Here is a 17,159-nt window from a genome sequence, read left to right as displayed (position 1 = left end):
GAGTTATCAGGATTTAGCATTTATTTAACAAAAAAAGGTGATCGTCATCATTCTTAAACGAATCTTAAACGAGAATGTGTGATCGGGATCAAAGGGAACGACAGCGTTATCCGGCCTCCAGGGCCAGCACAGCGTGGGATCAGAAGTGGTGATGCGGGTGTGGGAAAAAAGGCTGAAGCGGAATGCTCAGCCCTTTCAGAAGGTTAGCTGCCTAACAACTGGATAATCATCTCCGGCGTTTTACTGGTCATCTTACTGACGGCCGTCTGACCCTGCTGGATGATCTGGCTGCGCGCCAGCTGGCTTGCTTCTTCAGCATAATCGGCATCCTGAATACGGCTGCGTGCGGCGGCGGTATCCACACCCTGCTGCGCTAACACGTTACGGTTCGACTCGTAGCGATTGATCTTAGCGCCATAGAGGGACTGATAGCCGCTGACCTTCGCCAGCGCGCCATCCAGCGCCGTCATCGTGACAGTGATATCACCACTGGTCAGCAGCGTCGTATTGTTCAGCCCCAGTGCTTTGGTGTCTGACGGCGTTGCGGGAATGCTATCCGACTGCACCGGCTGACCATAATCGGCGCTGGTGATAACTTCCAGCGGGCGGCTCTCATGGGGCGGAGTGGCGGGCACGCCTTTGGGCTCCGGCAGGTTTCCCCAGGTCAGGTTCGCGGTGAAGGAGCCGTTGCCCACAACAACCACAATCAGATCTTCAGTGACGGTATCCAGCGAAATACGCTCCAGCCGGGTACCGGTGTTGGTGCCGTTATTGAAATCGCCGCTGGCGACATCTTCATAGCGATCGCCGTCACCGCTGTAGGTGATATTCATGCCGTTGTAGCTGCTGCTGTTACTGCCCGCCAGCGCCCAGCTCGTCCCCCCTTCCAGCAGCTGCGAGCTGTCATAGGTCGCGCCGGGGGTGAAACCGTTCTTGCTGGTCAGCAGCCGGGCGTCCGCGGTTGCTGCATCGTTTATGCCTTTGCTGCTCCAGGTGTAGTCGGGCGCGGAACCATCAAGCGGCGTTCCGGCCAGATGCTTTCCATCACGGGTAAACAGCTGAAGGTCATCATCCTGTCCCAGAGAGTCGATGGTGATGGATATGCCCGTCGATCCTGCCGGAATATAGGCCAGCGGAATAACGCCGGAGGTAAACGAGTAGCTTTTGCCCGCCACCGGGAATTTTGTGTTTATCGGGTCGACGTTACCCAGTTTAGCGGGTGGCAGATCGGGATTATTGGTCGCCAGCGGGTAGCGGCCAAAAAGTTCGGTCTGATCGGCGATGTCGTTGATGCCAGCCAGGATCTGCTGATACTGGTCGTTGACGCTTTGCCTGTCGGCGTCGGACAGTGTACCGTTCGCGGCCTGAACGGAAAGTGCGCGAGCCTGGACCAGCATATTGACGATACTGCTCAGGCCGCCATCGGCGGTCTGGGAGTAGCTGATCGCGTCATTAAGGCCACGCGCCACCACCGCATCGGCGTTGATGTTGGCCGTCATGCGGTTGGCAATCGCCTGACCCGCCGCGTCATCTTTTGCACTGTTAATCCGCATCCCTGATGATAAGCGTTCAATCGTTCGTCCAAGAATCGACTCAGTGCTGTACCGCGCATTGTTCAGGTTAGCGGCGGCTTCGTTATGATTGATGGTTAACATAGTCGCTTCGGACAGGGAGAGGAGTCTCTGATTTATCGGCAGGGTGATAAGCAGCTTTAATCGCTGAGGCAGCAGAATGCGCAGAAAAAGGGCAACACGCTGATGATTAACCGCTTTTCAAATAAAAAAAAATTAACGTTTACCTGAACGGAAAGGGCGCCTGTTGCGTCAAGGTGCAACAGGCGATGAGCATCAGTTAAACACCATGCCGCCGTCGATCAGCAGCGACTGACCGGTCATATAGTCGGAGTCGGAGCTGGCGAGATAGGCTACGCAGGCGGCCACATCCTCCGGCTCAGAGAGGCGACCCAGCGTAATGCGTTTCGCAAAGGACTCGGTGCCATAACCGGCCGGTTTCCCGGCCGCTTCGGAGATCTGCCGGTCTATCTCTTCCCACATCGGCGTTCTGACAATACCCGGACAGAAGGCATTGACCGTGATACCGGCCGGGGCCAAATCGCGGGCAGCGGTCTGTGTCAGGCCGCGCACTGCAAACTTACTGGAGCTGTAAACCGCCAGATCCGGGTTGCCGACGTGACCCGCCTGGGAACAGGCGTTGATGATTTTGCCGCCGTGCCCCTCTGCGGCGAAAGCCTGAATCGCCGCCTGCATACCCCAGATCACCCCTTTGACATTGACGTTATAGACTTTGTCGACCACCGCTTCGGTGATCTCCGCAATGGGCGTGGAGGGGGCGATACCGGCGTTGTTGACGATAACATCAAACCCGCCCAGGGCGAGACGCGCCTCTTCAACCGCGGCCATAACCTGATCACGCTGCGAGACATCCACCTTCAGGGCGATCGCTTTGCCGCCCTGCTGGTTGATCTTCTCCGCCACCTGGTGGGCGGTCTCCTCGTTAAAATCGGCCACCGCCACGGCCAGGCCATCTCTGGCCAGGCGCAGGGCGATCGCTTCGCCAATCCCCTGGCCTGCGCCAGTCACCAGTGCCACTCTGTTTTTCATCGTCCTTTCCTTATTCACGTAAAATTAAAGAATCTGGCTCAGATGCAGCTGACCCATCAGGAGCGGGTTGTCGGCGTAATCGACCGGCACGGCCACGACCGCTGGACCCTGAACATCCATCGCCTGACGCAGCATCGGTTCCAGTTCGGCTGCCCGGGTTACGGCAAAGCCCGCCGCGCCAAACGCTTCGGCGTAGGCTTTGAAATCGATCGGGCCAAAGTTGACGCCTGAGACGCGCTGATACTTTTTCTCCTCCTGCATCGCCACCATGTTGTAAGCGTTATCCACCCAGACGATATGCAGAATATTGGCTTTCAGGCGCACGGCCGTTTCCAGCTCCATGCTGGACTGCAGGAAGCCGCCGTCGCCGGAGACCGACACCACCTTGCGCTGCGGATCGACCAGCCAGGCCCCAATCGCCCACGGCAGTGCCACGCCCATCGTCTGCTGACCGTTCGAGATCATGATCTGACGGGCACGGAAGCTGTAGAGGTAGCGGGCGATCCAGATGTGGAAGCTGCCCATATCGACCGTCAGGCTCACGTCGCTGTTGATGATGTCCTGCATGGCGCGCACGATGCGCAGGGGATGCAGGGCGAACTGGTTGAGGCTGGCCCCCTGCATCGCCAGTAATTTACGCTGCTGCTGCCGATCCTCCAGGATGCTGGCCGCTTCCGGGGTCAGCTGCAGCGGGGTGGTGATCCGTGCCGCCAGTTTGCGCACCGTGGCGGCGATGTCGCCCACCAGTTCGGCATCCGGCAGATAACGGTTGTCGGCCTCAGCCGGGATAACGTCGATATGGATCAGGGTGGCGCTGCCGCTGTTCCACATCGCCGGTTCATATTCCACCGGGCTGTAGCCGATGGTGATGACGAGGTCAGCCTGTTGCAGCAGCCGATCGCCCGCCTGGTTGTTAAACAGGCCGACGCGTCCGGCGAAACGTGAGAAGTGCTCCTGTCTGACCGCCCCTGCTGCCTGATAGGTGCTGGTCACCGGAATATGACTGCGGGTCAGCAGGTCGTGGATCGCCTCGCTGTTCTCTGGCTGACTCGCCATCAGGCCCAGCAGGATGACCGGATTTTTTGCCCCGGCAATCGCCCGGCTGACCGCGTCGATCATCGCATCGGGCGCGGCACCCAGCACCGGGCGGCCTTTGCTGCTCAGCGCCTTGCCGGTCACCGGCTGGTCGACAATATCCTGCGGCAGGCTGATAAAGGCACCGCCGCCCCGGCCATGTTCGGCGTGACGAAAGGCGTTCGACAGACATTCAGAAAGCGCCGCGGGATCGGTGACCTCAACGGCATATTTGGTGACCGGGCGAAACATCGCCACCGTGTCCATGCTCTGATGGACCTGCTTGGCACTGTCGGAGCGTTTGACCTGGCCGCCGAGGGCGACCACCGGATCCCCTTCGCTGGTGGCGGTGGCCATACCGGTGATCAGGTTGGAGCAGCCCGGCCCGGAGGTGACCAGCGCCACGCCCGCATTACCGGTGAGACGGCCTACCGCAGCGGCCATAAACGCGGCGTTAGCTTCATGGCGAACCGGAATGGTCCGGATAGAGGAGTCCAGCAGCGAATCAAAAACCTTGTCGATTTTTGCGCCAGGAATACCAAAGACATGCTGCACGCCCTGCGCTTCCAGCTGCGCAACCACCAGGTCAGCGCCGCAGGTCCAGAGCGTGGTATCGGTTGGAGTTTTCATCGTCTTTCCTCTGATTAGCTTTCTACCGCGCGAATCGCGGCGTCAAGATTGGCGGGGTTCAGGTCGGCATTCAGAAAGTCGCTGTCCTGCGGTAAATCCACGACCAGCTTGCTGATGGCACCGAAGGTGAGGGTGCCCCGCTCCAGCGCGTAGTCGAGAATGTGACCCCCTCCCTGGCGGTCGTCGGTAATGAAATGTTCATGATAGCCCGCGACGTTGATCCCCTGCATATACTGCGGCGTGCGGAAACCAATCAGCTCGCCCGCGCGCTGGCGAAAAGCAAAGGTGGGCTGGTCGCCCAGGACTTCCGGCATTGAGCGATAGGGACGGCACTGGCACGGCACGGTGCGGGTGTCGACGCGGCTGAAATGACCGCTGATACGCAGCGCGCAGAACTGGTTATCAGAGGTGATCTGGCGATCGATCACCTGATGAATCGCCTCACGTGACAGCGGCTGGTCAAACTCATAGCGGTGCTGCGGTCGGAAAAAGGTCATCACCGCAAACGGGGTTTTCTGTGCCGGGTCGGCCGGATGGGCGCTGCCGTCGGCATGCAGCTGATAGACCTTGCTGTCGAACGCGATCATCTCGCCATCCAGCCGGTTAAAGGTGCCCAGACCGAAGTCACCTTTGCGCAACAGGTCAGCGATTCTGACATTACCGTCGTACACGCCGCTCAGCAGCGCACTCATCAGAGAGGTCTGATAGATAACACTTTCTGGTGCATCCTGAGAAAGTTTCAGGACGGTGTGTTTGAGTTGATCCTCACAGGAACAATCAGTTACATAATTGCTCATTTGATGCCTCATCGAATAACCGTTAAGCCGTGTTAACCTAATGGTGAACCGATTCCGCTGTCGGGTCCAATAGCGAAACCTGTTAACTTTGAGACGTTTTTGATATGGAACTGCGCCATCTGCGTTATTTTGTTGCCGTTGCTGAGACGCTTCACTTTACCCGGGCCGCCGAAATGCTGGGGATTTCGCAGCCGCCCCTGAGTCAGCAGATACTGCGGCTGGAGCAGGAGATTGGCACGCCGCTGTTAAAGCGGCTGACACGTGGGGTAGAGCTGACGGAAGCGGGGGAAGCCTTTCTGACGGATGCGGTGCAGATCGTGCAGCTTGCCGACCAGGCGCTGGAGAATGCGCGCGGCATCGCGCGTGGGATCAGCGGTCAGCTCTCGCTGGGGTTTGCCAGCTCGGTGGCGTTTAATCCGCGCATCTTTACCCTGATCCGTCAGTTTACGGCGCGTTATCCGGCGATGACGCTGCTGACGCGGGAAGAGAACATGGCCCTGCTGATGCAGGATCTGCAGGAGGGATTGCTGGATGCCGCCTTTATCCGGCTGCCATGTGAAAGCAGCAAGGCATTTAATCTGCGCGTCATCTCCACGGAAAAAATGCTCATTGCCCTGCCGCGCAGCCATCCCCTCAGCGGCACGCCTGTGCTGGCGCTCTCCGCGCTGGCGGATGAGACGCTGATTATCTTTCCGCGCGACGTTTCACCCAGCCTTTATGAGCTGATCGTAACGGCCTGTCTGCGGGCCGGGTTCGCCCGTCATACTTTTCAGCAGGCGCCGCAGATCACCACTTCGCTGGGGATGGTTGCGGCGGGCTGCGGCATCGCGCTGGTTCCGGAGTCGATGCGCTGCGTCGATAACCCCGAGGTCCGCTTCAGCGACATTGAAAACAACACGCTGTTTACGGATGTTGCCTTTGCCTGGCGTCGCCATCATCCGTCAAAGGCGGTTCTGCATCTGCTGGCGCTGTTGCCGGACTCACCAACTGCCCCGGGCGACACCGGTTGATAAGCGGCAGCTATCGTACTGAAAACAATAATCAGCTGGCGGCAGGGTGCCGGGATGCCAATAATCGGGGCATGACAACATACCGCGTAAGAGTCGGGTTTCATAACCCGTCAGCCCTGACATTCAGGCAACTGGACGAAATTCTTGAGCCGCAGCGATTCTGGCGAACAGACTCTGCCGGCGGCCGGTTCCGCTATTTCATGGAGTATGAGTACCAGTCTGACGTGCGCGACCTCTGTTCGGTCTGCTCGCTGGCCTACAGTCAGGCCTGCAAAGTCAGAAAGTGCCCGCTGATACTGGTCGAGGTGATGAACTGACTGCCGCCAGCGATCCCGCTGGCGGCGGTTCAGCGCGCACTGCGCTGCAACAGCAGGCTTAACGCCGCAGGCAGTACCGTGAGCGTCACCAGCGTTGCGCTGATCAGTCCCCCGATAATCGCCAGCGCCATCGGTCCCCAGAACACCTGATGGGCAATCGGGATCATGCCGAGGATAGCCGCACAGGCGGTCAGCACAATAGGCCGCGCACGGTGATGCGCGGCTTCTCTGATCGCGTCACTGGCGGGCAGTCCGGCGCGTCGGTTGGCATCTACTTCACTGATCATGATCACCGCATTGCGGATGATAATGCCTGCCAGCGCAATAATGCCCAGCAGCGCCACAAATCCCAGCGGTGTTCCCGCCGGAAGCATCGCCAGCACAATACCGGGCAGACCAAACGGCGCCATGCTCAGCGCCAGCAGCATGCCGGAAAAGCGCTGCAGCTGGAGCATCAGCAGGAGCAGCATGGCGCAGAGCGTGATCGGCAGCAGCGCAAACACCGAACCGTTGCCTTTGTCCGACTCCGCCACCACGCCCCCCTCTTCGATGCGGTATCCGGCGGGCAGCGTGGCACGCAGCGAGGCAACGGCCGGAGCAAGCTGCTGTGAAACCTGTTCCGCCCGCTGGCCGGGCGCAATATCCGTCTGTACGGTGATGGCGGCCAGCCGCTGACGTCGCCAGATGACCGGATCATCCACGCCCCAGTTAAGCGTCGCCACCTGCCGCAGCGGGATCTTTTTTCCGCTGGCATTGGTGATCATGAGTCCGGCCAGCGTATCAGTATCCTGGCGCTCTGCGTCATTGCTGCGCAGCACCACATCGATCAGCCGGTTGCGATCGCGCAGGGTGGTCACCACGCTGCCGGACAGCAGGGTGTTCAGCGCCTGGGCTATCGTGTCGGAGGCGAGTCCGGCGGCGCGCGCGGCGGTCTGATTAACCGCCAGCGTCATGACCCGCTCCGGCTCGCCCGCGGTGAGATTGACGTCGCGGGTCAGCGGAGAGCGGGCAAGCCGCGCCGCCAGCTGGCTGGCAGCCTGCCGCACCCGGGCATTGTCCGGGCCGGTGATGCGATATTTCAGCGGCCAGCCCACCGGCGGGCCCAGCTCCAGCGGCGAGACGCGGGTGGTGATGTCACCGAAATCCGCCGCCAGCGTCTGTTCCAGCCTGCTGCGCAGTCGATCGCGCGCCGCCAGATCCTTCGCCACCACCACCAGCTGCGCGATGTTCTCATTGTCAGGCAGCACATCCATCGGCAGATAGAAGCGTATCGCTCCCGAGCCCACGTAACTGGTGAAGTTTGCCACATCCCGATCGCCGCGCAATATCTGTTCCAGCCGGGCGGTACGGCGGGTGGTTTCCGCCTGGGCCGCGCTGGCAGGCAGCGTCAGGCTGACCAGCAGTTCCGGCCGATCGGAGGCAGGAAAAAATTCACCCTGCATAAAGCTGGTGGCGTAAAGGCTGACCAGCAGCATCCCCAGGGCCGCGCCAATCGTCACCAGCCGGTAGCGCAGGATACGCTCCAGCAGACGATGATAGCCGCGCATCAGCCAGCCCGGCTGATGGGCCTTGATTGACGTCGCGGACAGCAGCCAGCAGCCAGTCAGCGGCGAGAAGATCACCGCGACGACCCAGGAGCAGAGCAGCGCCAGGGTGATCACCACAAACAGGGAGTAGCAATACTCGCCCGCGCTGGAGGCGGCGAATCCGACCGGAATAAAACCGGCGATCATCACCAGCGTCCCCGTCAGCATCGGGAATGCGGTGGTTTTAAAGGCCCAGGTTGCAGCCTGCCATCGGCTGTCGCCCGCTTCCAGCCGCGCCACCATCGTCTCGACGGTGATCATGGCATCATCCACCAGCAGCCCCAGCGCGATGATCAGTGCGCCGAGTGAGATCCGTTGCAGGCCGATGCCTGCCAGTAACATGCCGGTAAAGGTCATCGCCAGCACCAGCGGGATAGCTGCGGCCACCACCAGCCCGGCACGCAGACCCAGCGAGACAAAGGAGACGGCCAGGACGATGACCACCGCCTCGCCCAGTATCCGCACAAACCCGCTGACCGCACTCTTCACTACAGAAGACTGGTCCGCCACGCGGGTGAGGGTAATGCCGTGCGGCAGCTGTTCGGCCAGCGTCTGCATGCGTTGATTCAGTTGTTTACCGAAATCGAGCATATTGCCGCTGGCAGCCATGGAGATCGCCAGCCCGATAGCGGGCTGGCCGTTAACCCGGAACGTTGGTGTCGGGGGGGTGGCCGGTTGCAGAGTGATCGTGGCCAGATCGGTGAGCGGTATAAAGCGGTCGCCAATATGCAGGGTTATCGCCTGCAGGCTCTCCACGGAGGTCAGGGTGCCGCTGACCCGCAGCGCGATATTCTCGCGATCGGTGCGCAGGCTGCCTGCCGGAACAACGTCGTTCTGCGCCCGGATGGCATCGCTGACCTGCTGCAAATCCAGCCCCATACCGTTGAGCTTGCGCGGAGAAAAGGCGATAACGATCTGCTGCTCCTGTACGCCCAGCAGACGCGTTTTGCCGATGTCGGGCAGACTGGCGAGACTCCGGCGCAGCGCATCGACCCGATCGCGCAACTCTCTGGCGCTAAACCCCTCTGCGGTAAAGCCATAAATCGTGCCAAAGGTATCATCAAATTCGTCGTTAACTGCCGGACCCACCACGCCCTGCGGCAGCGAGGGGGCGACATCCTGCATCTTTTTGCGCAGCTGATACCAGATGCCCGCCACCTGCGAGGGCGGTGTGTCATCTCGCAGGTTGACGTAGATGACCGTCCGTCCGGCGCGGGTTTCGCTTTCAACCGCATCCAGTGAGGGGATCTCCTGTACTTTTTGTTCCAGCACGTCAGTGAGCAGTTGCACCGTGGTGTTCACATCTGCACCGGGCCACTGCGCCGAGATCACCGCCGTTTTGATGGTGAACGCCGGATCTTCATTGCGAGACAGATGCTCGTAACTCAGGACACCTGTAGCCATGATCAACAACATGAAAAAGATCACCAGCTGCTGATGGGTCAGCGCCCAGCCAGAGAGATTGACGCCCGCCGGTCTGTTCATAACGCCTCCTGCATCACTTTCACTTTTTCACCGGGCTGCAGCGTACTGATACCGGCGGTGACAACGCGTTCACCTGGTTGTAGCCCCGACGCGACGAAGATCTGCTCAGCACTGAAACGTGCCAGTACGATCGGCCGGAGCTGTAAGCGTGAAGTGGCATCAACCACCAGCAGCGCGGGTTGGTCGGCTGAGCGGGTCAGGGCGCTGGCGGGCAGGGCGATGACCGGGGGTTGCGCATCAGGCAGGCTGACGATGACCGTGGATCCGGGTGCCATCGCCTCAGGCGGCTGATGAAGAGCGATCCGCAGCCGCCAGGTGCGGGTCTGTGGGTCGGCCTGCGGGCTGATATCGCGCACCGCGCCACTGGCCTGAACACCCGGATCGGCGAGCAGCGTTACCTTCAGCGGCGTGCCCTGCTCCGGGCGTAGCAGGGCGGGCGTGGTCAGGTCAAACACCGCATCGCGCGCATCATCTGCGGCCAGGGCCATCACCGTTTGCCCGGCGCTGACCACCTGACCGGGCTGAACTGAAACCGACGTGATCCGGCCTGCAACGGGTGCGTTAAGCTGCGTCCAGCTGAGTTTATCCCGGGCATTTTTCAGCGCAGCCTCGCTGCTGACACGGCGCGACTGCGCGCTCTGCCAGTCTGCCCGGGCGCTGTCCAGCTGGCTGCGGGCGATGGCACCGCCTGGCATCAGCAGCACCATACGGTGCAGATTGAGCGCAGCGACCTGTTCAGCAGCGCGGGCGCTGTCCAGTTCGGCCTGTGCACTGCTCAGTTCATTACGGGACTGACCATTTTCCAGTGCTGCCAGTGGCTGGCCGACGCTGACGCGATCGCCCAGTTCCGCCGTGCGGCTGATAACCCGGCCATCCAGCCGGAACGCCAGCGCGACCTCCTCATGGGCGCGGATTTCGCCGGTCAGCACCTGTGACGCATCGGTACTGGGCGGCGGGGCGATCGTGGTTCTGACGGGGCGGATCGGCGCAGCGGCGGGCGGCGGATTATTATCCCGGCAGCCCGCCAGAATGAACACGCCGAGCAGGACAAACACCACGGGCGCAACGATGTGAACGGTGAAGAGATGACGCCACACCTGACGGGCAGCATCAGATAAGAAGTCTGTCATAACCGGGTTCCTTTAATGCGTTGTGCTCATTGAACCCGGCTTGTGTCCAGAAACGTTCCATGAACCATCAAGAAACGGTCAAGCCAGAACGATTTATTCCACTGGCAGCGTGATCCTAATCAGCAGCCCGCCGTCAGCAGGCAGCGTGGCCTCAAGTGACCCGCCGTGCGCCTCGACGATCGCTTTGGCGATCGACAATCCCAGGCCGCTGCCGCCGGAGTGACGGGCACGGGAGGAGTCGGCGCGGGTAAAGCGGTCAAACAGCCGGGGCAGAAACGCCGGTTCCACGCCCTGACCGTAATCACGGAAGGTCAGCACAATCGCCCGATCGCGCGCGCTGGCCGTGATCTGTAATGCGCCACCCTCTGCCGCGTAGCGCAGCGCATTCTCAATGAGGATGGTGACGACCTGACCCAGGCGGAAGGGATCACCAGAAAGCAGCAAATCTTCCGGCGAGTTGACGCTGATAGTTACCCCCGCCTGTTCCGCCTGCGGCAGCAGCCAGCCGCTGCGCTCGCGCAGCAGCTCGCCGGGATCAATCCACTCGCGGTTCAGGGTAAGCTGCCCCGCATCCGCCAGTGAGAGCAGATGCAGTTCGTCGGTCAGGCGACTGAGCTGCGTCAGCTGCTTCATGATCATTGCCAGCTGCTGCGGCTCGGCCGGAAAAACGCCATCCAGAATGCCCTGCAGACGGCCCATCGCCGCCGTCAGGGGCGAGCGGAGTTCGTGGGCCATCGCCACATGCGAGGTGCGCAGCTCGCGCTCATAGCGGGCCAGCTGCTGCGTCATCTGGTTAAAGTCCTCCGTGAAGCGCACCAGCTCCTGCGGGGCTTCTTTCACTACTGCGGCCGTCCGGCCAAATTCGCCTTTCGATACGGCGCGCGCTGCGCCAGCCAGCTGGCTGAACTGTGCCGAAAGTGGACGGGCAAACCGCAGCGCCATCAGGACCATAAACGGAATGGCCACCATGACCAGCACCAGCACGGTCAGCCAGTCAGAAGAGGCCAGGGAGGGATCGGAAAAGGTAATTCCCCACCAGCGATCGACAATCTGGTGAAAACGCGTCGGATCGCTGGCGGGATGGAGACGCAGCCGGGTAAACTCCTCTGCCACCGCAGCGGGCATCCGGTGATAAACCCACCAGGCCTGCATCGCAAAGCGCAGCCACATACAGATGGCGATCAGGATGACGCTGCCGATGGCCAGAAACAGCACCCGCAGGCAGATCCAGCGCCACAGCGAGGTATGGGTATCGCTCTTCATGGCTGTCTGAACCGATAGCCAACGCTGCGTACCGCCGGTAAAACGTCGGAGATGCCTGCGGCTTCCAGTTTGCGGCGCAGGTTATAGACATGGGTGTCGACCACCCGCTCCAGCGCATCGCTCTCCGGCAGGCACTGCTCCAGCAGGAACAGGCGGGTAAACGGGCGCGTCGGGGCGCGCATCAGGGTGACCAGCAGGGAAAATTCGGTGGGCGTCAGATCCAGACGGCGCGGCGTGGCACTGCCGCTGTCGACCACGGCGGTGAGCGCCACCGGATCTACCACGAGATCGGCCCAGCGCAGGGTCTCACTGACCGGTGCATGGCTCTGGCTGCGGCGCAGCACAGCCTGCACGCGCGCGACCACTTCACCCGGATGGTAGGGTTTGACCACATAGTCATCTGCGCCATAGCGCAGAGCGCCGATGCGATCCGGCGCATCGCCCATCGCCGTCACCATGATCACCGGTGTGTCATCACGCCGCCGCAGCGCAGTCAGCACTTCGGTGCCGTTCATGCCCGGCAGCATGATATCCAGCAGGATCAGATCAGGCTGCCAGCGTCTGGCTATCTCCAGCCCACCCGGACCGTCACCGGCAATCATGACCTCATAATTTTCACGTTTCAGGTAAGCCTCAAGCACGCCCGCGGCATCGGCGTCATCTTCAATAATCAGTATACGTTTTGACTGCATTTCCGGATCACCTTGACTGTTTCTTCATAAATCCCTGGCCGTTCATTGACACTCGCCGCGCATACTCCGGGCGGTGATGCGGCACTGGATCCCTCAGCTCCGCCCCTGATGTGATAATGAGGAGATGTGATGATAACCGGAAAAATAACGCTTCACATGGTCTGTTTTTCGCTGGGCTGGTTGACGGCTGATGCGATTGCGGATGCGTCAGCGACGCCGCCCCCCAGCGTGACGCTGGGCATCGCCGCGATCAATGCACCGCGTTACAGCGGCGCAGATAAACAGCACTGGCAGCTGATGCCGCTGGTCCAGGCTCGCGATGGCGCACTCTTTTTCGATTCGCAGAAAGGAGTGGGTTATGACCTGCAGACGGACAATGGCTTCTATCTTGAACATACCCTGGGCTACGGGCTGGGGCGTTCTGACCGGAATTCCTCCTGGCGGGACGGTGACGATCGGCTCAGAGGGATGGGGAAGATCGATCCGACGCTGAACACCTCGCTGGCGCTGGGATGGTCAGTTACCCCCTGGCTGGTGCTGGAGGAGAAAGCGACGCTGCCGCTGAGTGACAGCCAGGGGGTACAGTACCGGACCTCGGTAACGCTGATTCCCTGGCAGACCAGCAGCGACACCGTGGCCCTTCAGGTCGCGGCATTATCAGGCGATGGACGCTATATGAACACCTGGTATGGCGTCAGCCGCCAGCAAAGCGCACAGAGCGGGTTTGAGCGTTATGATGCGGCGGGTGGGTTTTATGGCACCGACACCACGCTGACATGGAGCCATCAGTTTACGCCTGCCTGGGCTGCCAGCGTCATCGGCGATTACACATGGCTGGATAAACACGCTTCAGATAGCCCTGTCGTTGCCCGGCGCAACAACGCATCCGCGACGCTGGCACTGAGCTACTCGTTCTGACCACCCTTCTGACACCATCCGAATGCGTTGCTGCCAGGCTTATCCTGCCTGTATTAGCCGGCAGGGCATCATGTGCCCTGTCTGAAGTTTTTCAGCAGGAAAAAACAGGCTGCCATATTAATACTTCTCTAGCCCACCGCAGCGTTAGCCGAAACCAAACTTCCAGATACGGCAGCCAGAAATGGCTGTCGGCGATAACCGTTATTGAATTTAAAGATCGGGTTAACAGGCGCGCGAATAAGTTTTTTATATGTGTGCGTTTTCATTTGAGCATAATTATTCTGCGCCTTTCAGGCGTTATTTACCGGTATCGATATTGTCACTCCTCATGTCTGAACTTAATCTTTCAATAAGATCGCTTTCTTCATCATTCTGATTTTATTGTCTTTATGACTCATTACTTACCGGGGGGCGCGAGTATCGGGTTCGTCCAGCATCATCGATGAATAATAGAAGCCTTCGTGTCAGGTAAATGAATAGCCGCGCAATGTCACGATGCTGGTCATGTGTGGGTTATTTTCACTTTGTGATGTTAATAACGTACAAAAGGAACACAAAATATGGACATGGAAAAGAAAAATAATCCCACACCACATGATGCCACCTTCCGGCAGTTTCTGACGCATCCTGATGTTGCGCGGGATTTTATGCAACTTCATCTCCCGGAGAATCTGCTCGCGATCTGTGACCTTAACACCCTGAAACTTGAGTCAGGCTCTTTTGTGGAAGAGGATCTGCGCCAGTACTACAGTGACATTCTTTATAGTCTCAGAACCCTGAATGGTGACGGGTATATCCACGTTCTGATTGAGCATCAGTCTACACCGGACAGGCAAATGGCCTTTCGTCTGCTGCGTTATGCGGTGGCAGCGATGCAGCGTCATCTTGATGCAGGGCATAAACGTCTGCCTCTGGTGATCCCGATCTTGTTCTATGCCGGAAAGCGCTCCCCCTATCCCTGGTCAACCTGCTGGTTTGACGAGTTCGAGGATCCCCATGTGGCCGAAGCGCTGTATAGCGGCGCGTTCCCGCTGGTTGACGTTTCGGTGATCCCGGATGACGAGATCATGACGCATCGCAGTATGGCGGCGCTGACGCTGTTACAGAAACATATTCGTCAACGTGACATGGCAACGCTGACAGACCGTCTCTCCTCTTTGCTGATGGCCGATTATCTCTCTTCACCCCAGGTATTGACGCTGATAAACTATTTACTGCAGGCTGGCGAGTCAGCTGACTATGAAGCTTTCGTTCGCGAACTGGCACTACGGGTGCCACAACACGGAGATGCACTGATGACCATTGCACAGCAGCTCGAGCAGAAAGGCGTTGATATAGGGATGGAGAAGGGGATGAAAAAAGGGCGCGCGGAAGGTGAACGCGAAGCCACCCTGAAAATTGCGCGCGCCATGTTACAGAATGGTCTGGAGTATAAAACCATTATGGAGATGACGGGCCTGACGTCAGACGAGCTGGCAAAACTCCGGCACTGAGCCTGAGCTGGTCCGGTTATCCCGATATCAACATTTCAGCCATCCTTTAACTTTTGGTGGATGGCTGTCGCTGCAGGAAATTCCAGGTCGCGCCCAGCATGCCAGAGTCATTGCCATAGGTTGCGGCATCGATGTGAATATCGAGATCATATTTCGCCAGCTGTTCACCCAACTCCTCCAGAAACGGTTCGCGGGCTGTTATTCCTCCCCCGATAAAAATCATCTGCGGATCAAAGACGCTGAACAGGTTATATAAGCAGGCTGCAAGATCCTGGTAAAACTGAGTGACGGTCTTCCGGGCAGCGTCTTCGTTTCTGTCATACGCATCGAAAACATCTTTACCCGTGACGTCATCAATGGGCACTCCTCGCCGCTGACTGTAATGTTTTCGCAGGGCCGTCATGGTACAACTCTGGCTCATGGTGTGGCGTTCAATATCGCTGCTGGTGGGGCGCGAAGTGAGCAGGCAGCCAAACTCACCCGCCCGATTCCGGCCACCCCGAATCAGTGCGCCGTTACAGAAAGCCGCGCCGCCTAGTCCGGTACCGATCGTTAACATCAGAAAATCATCCAGCTTTCTGGCTTTACCCAGCCACTGCTCCGCCAGCAAAGCGCAGTGTGCATCATTTTCCACCGTGGCAGGCAGCGACGTTTTTTCAGACAGCCACTGGCTCAGATGAAACCGGTCAAATTCACGGATCGTGCCGCCCATGGCGATATATCCGGCGGCGGCGTCGACATAACCGGGCGTGCTGACAGCGATCCCCGCACAGCCGGGATTCTTTTCCAGCCAGACCAGGATTTCATCAAGTATCCTGTCGCGTGCGTTATGCGAAATATCTGCACTGTCGCTGACAAGAATGTTGCCCTGATCGTCCACCACGCCCATTTTTAATGAGGTCCCGCCAATATCGAAAGCTGCTATTTTCATTGATGTCCCCGGAGGTGATTTTCTCCCGATTAATTGTAGTGCTGCTGAAAATTGTCAGGCAGCGCGGCGCTGGCCATTTTTGTCAGGAAAGGTGCAGATCCTTCGGGATTTCTCTGTCAGCTGAGCCGTCGTGATTTGTCGGGTTACCTGACATGCGCATTCAGGCGTCAGTCGGTGAAGACGTTATCTCTGTTAAATTTGATCTGCCTCAACAACCTGCTTATCTGGCCTGAGCAGCCCACTCATGCGCCTTTTCACCTAAGGTGTCTGCCTGGTGCTTCTTTAAATAAGCTGAATTATACTGTCGGGAATGAGCATAAATTCAGTGAATTCTTAATGATTTACATTATCGATGACCAGATTGCTTACAATTCTGATGACTGCACGCTGAGCCATATTCCTACTGAGGAAACGCTGAGCCTGAGCATTTCAGCCGGCAGATTGTTTGAGCAGCTGCTGAATTCTCAGGGCGAAATACTGGCGCGCGAGACTCTGCTGACGGAGGTCTGGGATAAATATGGTTTACGTGGTTCAAACAGTAATCTGAATCAGTACCTCAGTATTCTGCGCAGAGCGCTGGCGGCGTATGGGTGCGACAATCTGATTATCACTATTCCGAAGATTGGCATCCGGTTAAACAGCGAAATCAAAATCGAACGGGAATCTTCTCCTGCATGCGCGGTCGTGGAAGATCAGAGTGAAGAACAGGCGCAGGAAGTCGTTCATCGCGAGGATGTGGTCGTTACGGCGCCGGTGATAACCCGCCCGGTAGTTAAAAAGTCTTTACTCTCTTTGAGAACGACACTATTTGTCTTAGTGGTGCTGGCTGTTCTGGGGGGAGCTTACGGGTATTACACTACGCATAATCTGCCCGCCAGAGGTGCATCAATGAGTACAATCAGACTGGACGGCGGCTGCGAGGCCGTTATTATCCAGGGCCTGGATGTCTTTGAGAAGCAGTCGCTGGATAAACAGATTCTGCAGATGCTGAGAGAAAATAATCAATCCTGCGTGCCGGGAAGGCGAATTTATTTTGATAAGAATCCCTCTTTCAATACCACCAATTATGGCAGAACCATTCTCTCTTCCTGCAACCTGAACAGTGCTGGTCACATTATTTCCTGTGATAACTTCTACTATCTTGACTGGAGAATGAATTGAAACGGAACCTCATTCTGACAATAACGCTGTCACTGACCCTGTTTGTGACCC

The 17,159-nt window shown here is 58.6% G+C and carries 14 protein-coding genes; 5 read left to right on the top strand and 9 right to left on the bottom strand.

Features of this window, described 5'->3' with window-relative positions:
- Window positions 1-203: 203 nt before the first annotated feature.
- The 4 genes from ACR6AS_RS19370 to budA form a co-directional block, all read right to left on the bottom strand.
- Window positions 204-1,655, bottom strand: a complete 1,452-nt coding sequence (locus ACR6AS_RS19370; RefSeq protein WP_434163526.1) for a flagellin N-terminal helical domain-containing protein — start codon at window positions 1,653-1,655, stop codon at window positions 204-206.
- Between the two features lie 192 nt (window positions 1,656-1,847).
- The gene (locus ACR6AS_RS19365) at window positions 1,848-2,621 is read right to left on the bottom strand and encodes a (S)-acetoin forming diacetyl reductase (protein WP_367396372.1); all 774 of its coding nucleotides are present in this window, start codon (window positions 2,619-2,621) and stop codon (window positions 1,848-1,850) included.
- Window positions 2,622-2,645: 24 nt separating this feature from the next.
- On the bottom strand, window positions 2,646-4,325 hold the full coding sequence (alsS, locus tag ACR6AS_RS19360; protein WP_418799703.1) for an acetolactate synthase AlsS: 1,680 nt from the start codon (window positions 4,323-4,325) through the stop codon (window positions 2,646-2,648).
- Between the two features lie 14 nt (window positions 4,326-4,339).
- Window positions 4,340-5,122 carry an acetolactate decarboxylase gene (gene budA / locus ACR6AS_RS19355; RefSeq protein WP_367396374.1) on the bottom strand — a complete coding sequence of 261 codons (783 nt, stop codon included), beginning with the start codon at window positions 5,120-5,122 and terminating at the stop codon, window positions 4,340-4,342.
- A gap of 104 nt (window positions 5,123-5,226) precedes the next feature.
- Between budA and ACR6AS_RS19350 the strand changes: the two genes are divergently transcribed.
- Both ACR6AS_RS19350 and ACR6AS_RS19345 read left to right on the top strand, forming a co-directional pair.
- Window positions 5,227-6,132, top strand: a complete 906-nt coding sequence (locus ACR6AS_RS19350; protein WP_434163525.1) for a LysR family transcriptional regulator — start codon at window positions 5,227-5,229, stop codon at window positions 6,130-6,132.
- Window positions 6,133-6,203: 71 nt separating this feature from the next.
- Window positions 6,204-6,449, top strand: coding sequence for a hypothetical protein (locus ACR6AS_RS19345; protein ID WP_111138264.1), 246 nt, complete (start codon window positions 6,204-6,206; stop codon window positions 6,447-6,449).
- 29 nt (window positions 6,450-6,478) lie between these two features.
- Here the strand turns inward: ACR6AS_RS19345 and ACR6AS_RS19340 are convergent, their stop codons facing one another.
- The 4 genes from ACR6AS_RS19340 to ACR6AS_RS19325 form a co-directional block, all read right to left on the bottom strand.
- Entirely contained in the window at window positions 6,479-9,520 is a 3,042-nt protein-coding gene (locus ACR6AS_RS19340; RefSeq protein WP_418799695.1) for an efflux RND transporter permease subunit, read from the bottom strand.
- Entirely contained in the window at window positions 9,517-10,650 is a 1,134-nt protein-coding gene (locus tag ACR6AS_RS19335) for an efflux RND transporter periplasmic adaptor subunit (RefSeq protein WP_434163524.1), read from the bottom strand. The genes ACR6AS_RS19340 and ACR6AS_RS19335 overlap by 4 nt, the downstream gene beginning before the upstream one ends.
- Window positions 10,651-10,743: 93 nt before the next feature.
- Window positions 10,744-11,913: a sensor histidine kinase gene (locus ACR6AS_RS19330; RefSeq protein ID WP_367396377.1), complete on the bottom strand. Its 1,170-nt coding sequence runs from the start codon at window positions 11,911-11,913 to the stop codon at window positions 10,744-10,746.
- Window positions 11,910-12,605 carry a response regulator gene (locus tag ACR6AS_RS19325; protein WP_111138268.1) on the bottom strand — a complete coding sequence of 232 codons (696 nt, stop codon included), beginning with the start codon at window positions 12,603-12,605 and terminating at the stop codon, window positions 11,910-11,912. Before ACR6AS_RS19325 ends, ACR6AS_RS19330 begins: the two co-directional genes overlap by 4 nt.
- A 129-nt stretch (window positions 12,606-12,734) precedes the next feature.
- Between ACR6AS_RS19325 and ACR6AS_RS19320 the strand changes: the two genes are divergently transcribed.
- Window positions 12,735-13,523 (top strand): MipA/OmpV family protein, encoded by a 789-nt coding sequence (locus ACR6AS_RS19320; RefSeq protein ID WP_367396378.1) that lies wholly within the window; start codon window positions 12,735-12,737, stop codon window positions 13,521-13,523.
- A 566-nt stretch (window positions 13,524-14,089) separates the two neighbouring features.
- On the top strand, window positions 14,090-15,016 hold the full coding sequence (locus tag ACR6AS_RS19315) for an Rpn family recombination-promoting nuclease/putative transposase (RefSeq protein WP_434163533.1): 927 nt from the start codon (window positions 14,090-14,092) through the stop codon (window positions 15,014-15,016).
- A 46-nt stretch (window positions 15,017-15,062) separates the two neighbouring features.
- Here ACR6AS_RS19315 and ACR6AS_RS19310 read toward each other — a convergent pair whose 3' ends face one another.
- Window positions 15,063-15,947, bottom strand: coding sequence for an ROK family protein (locus tag ACR6AS_RS19310; RefSeq protein ID WP_367396379.1), 885 nt, complete (start codon window positions 15,945-15,947; stop codon window positions 15,063-15,065).
- Between the two features lie 336 nt (window positions 15,948-16,283).
- Between ACR6AS_RS19310 and ACR6AS_RS19305 the strand changes: the two genes are divergently transcribed.
- Complete coding sequence (locus ACR6AS_RS19305; RefSeq protein ID WP_111138271.1) at window positions 16,284-17,108, top strand: winged helix-turn-helix domain-containing protein; 825 nt, start codon at window positions 16,284-16,286, stop codon at window positions 17,106-17,108.
- Window positions 17,109-17,159 lie beyond the last annotated feature (51 nt).

Source organism: Pantoea phosphatilytica (genome assembly GCF_051025615.1).
Taxonomy (GTDB): domain Bacteria; phylum Pseudomonadota; class Gammaproteobacteria; order Enterobacterales; family Enterobacteriaceae; genus Pantoea.
This window is presented reverse-complemented; position numbering and strand designations above follow the sequence as displayed.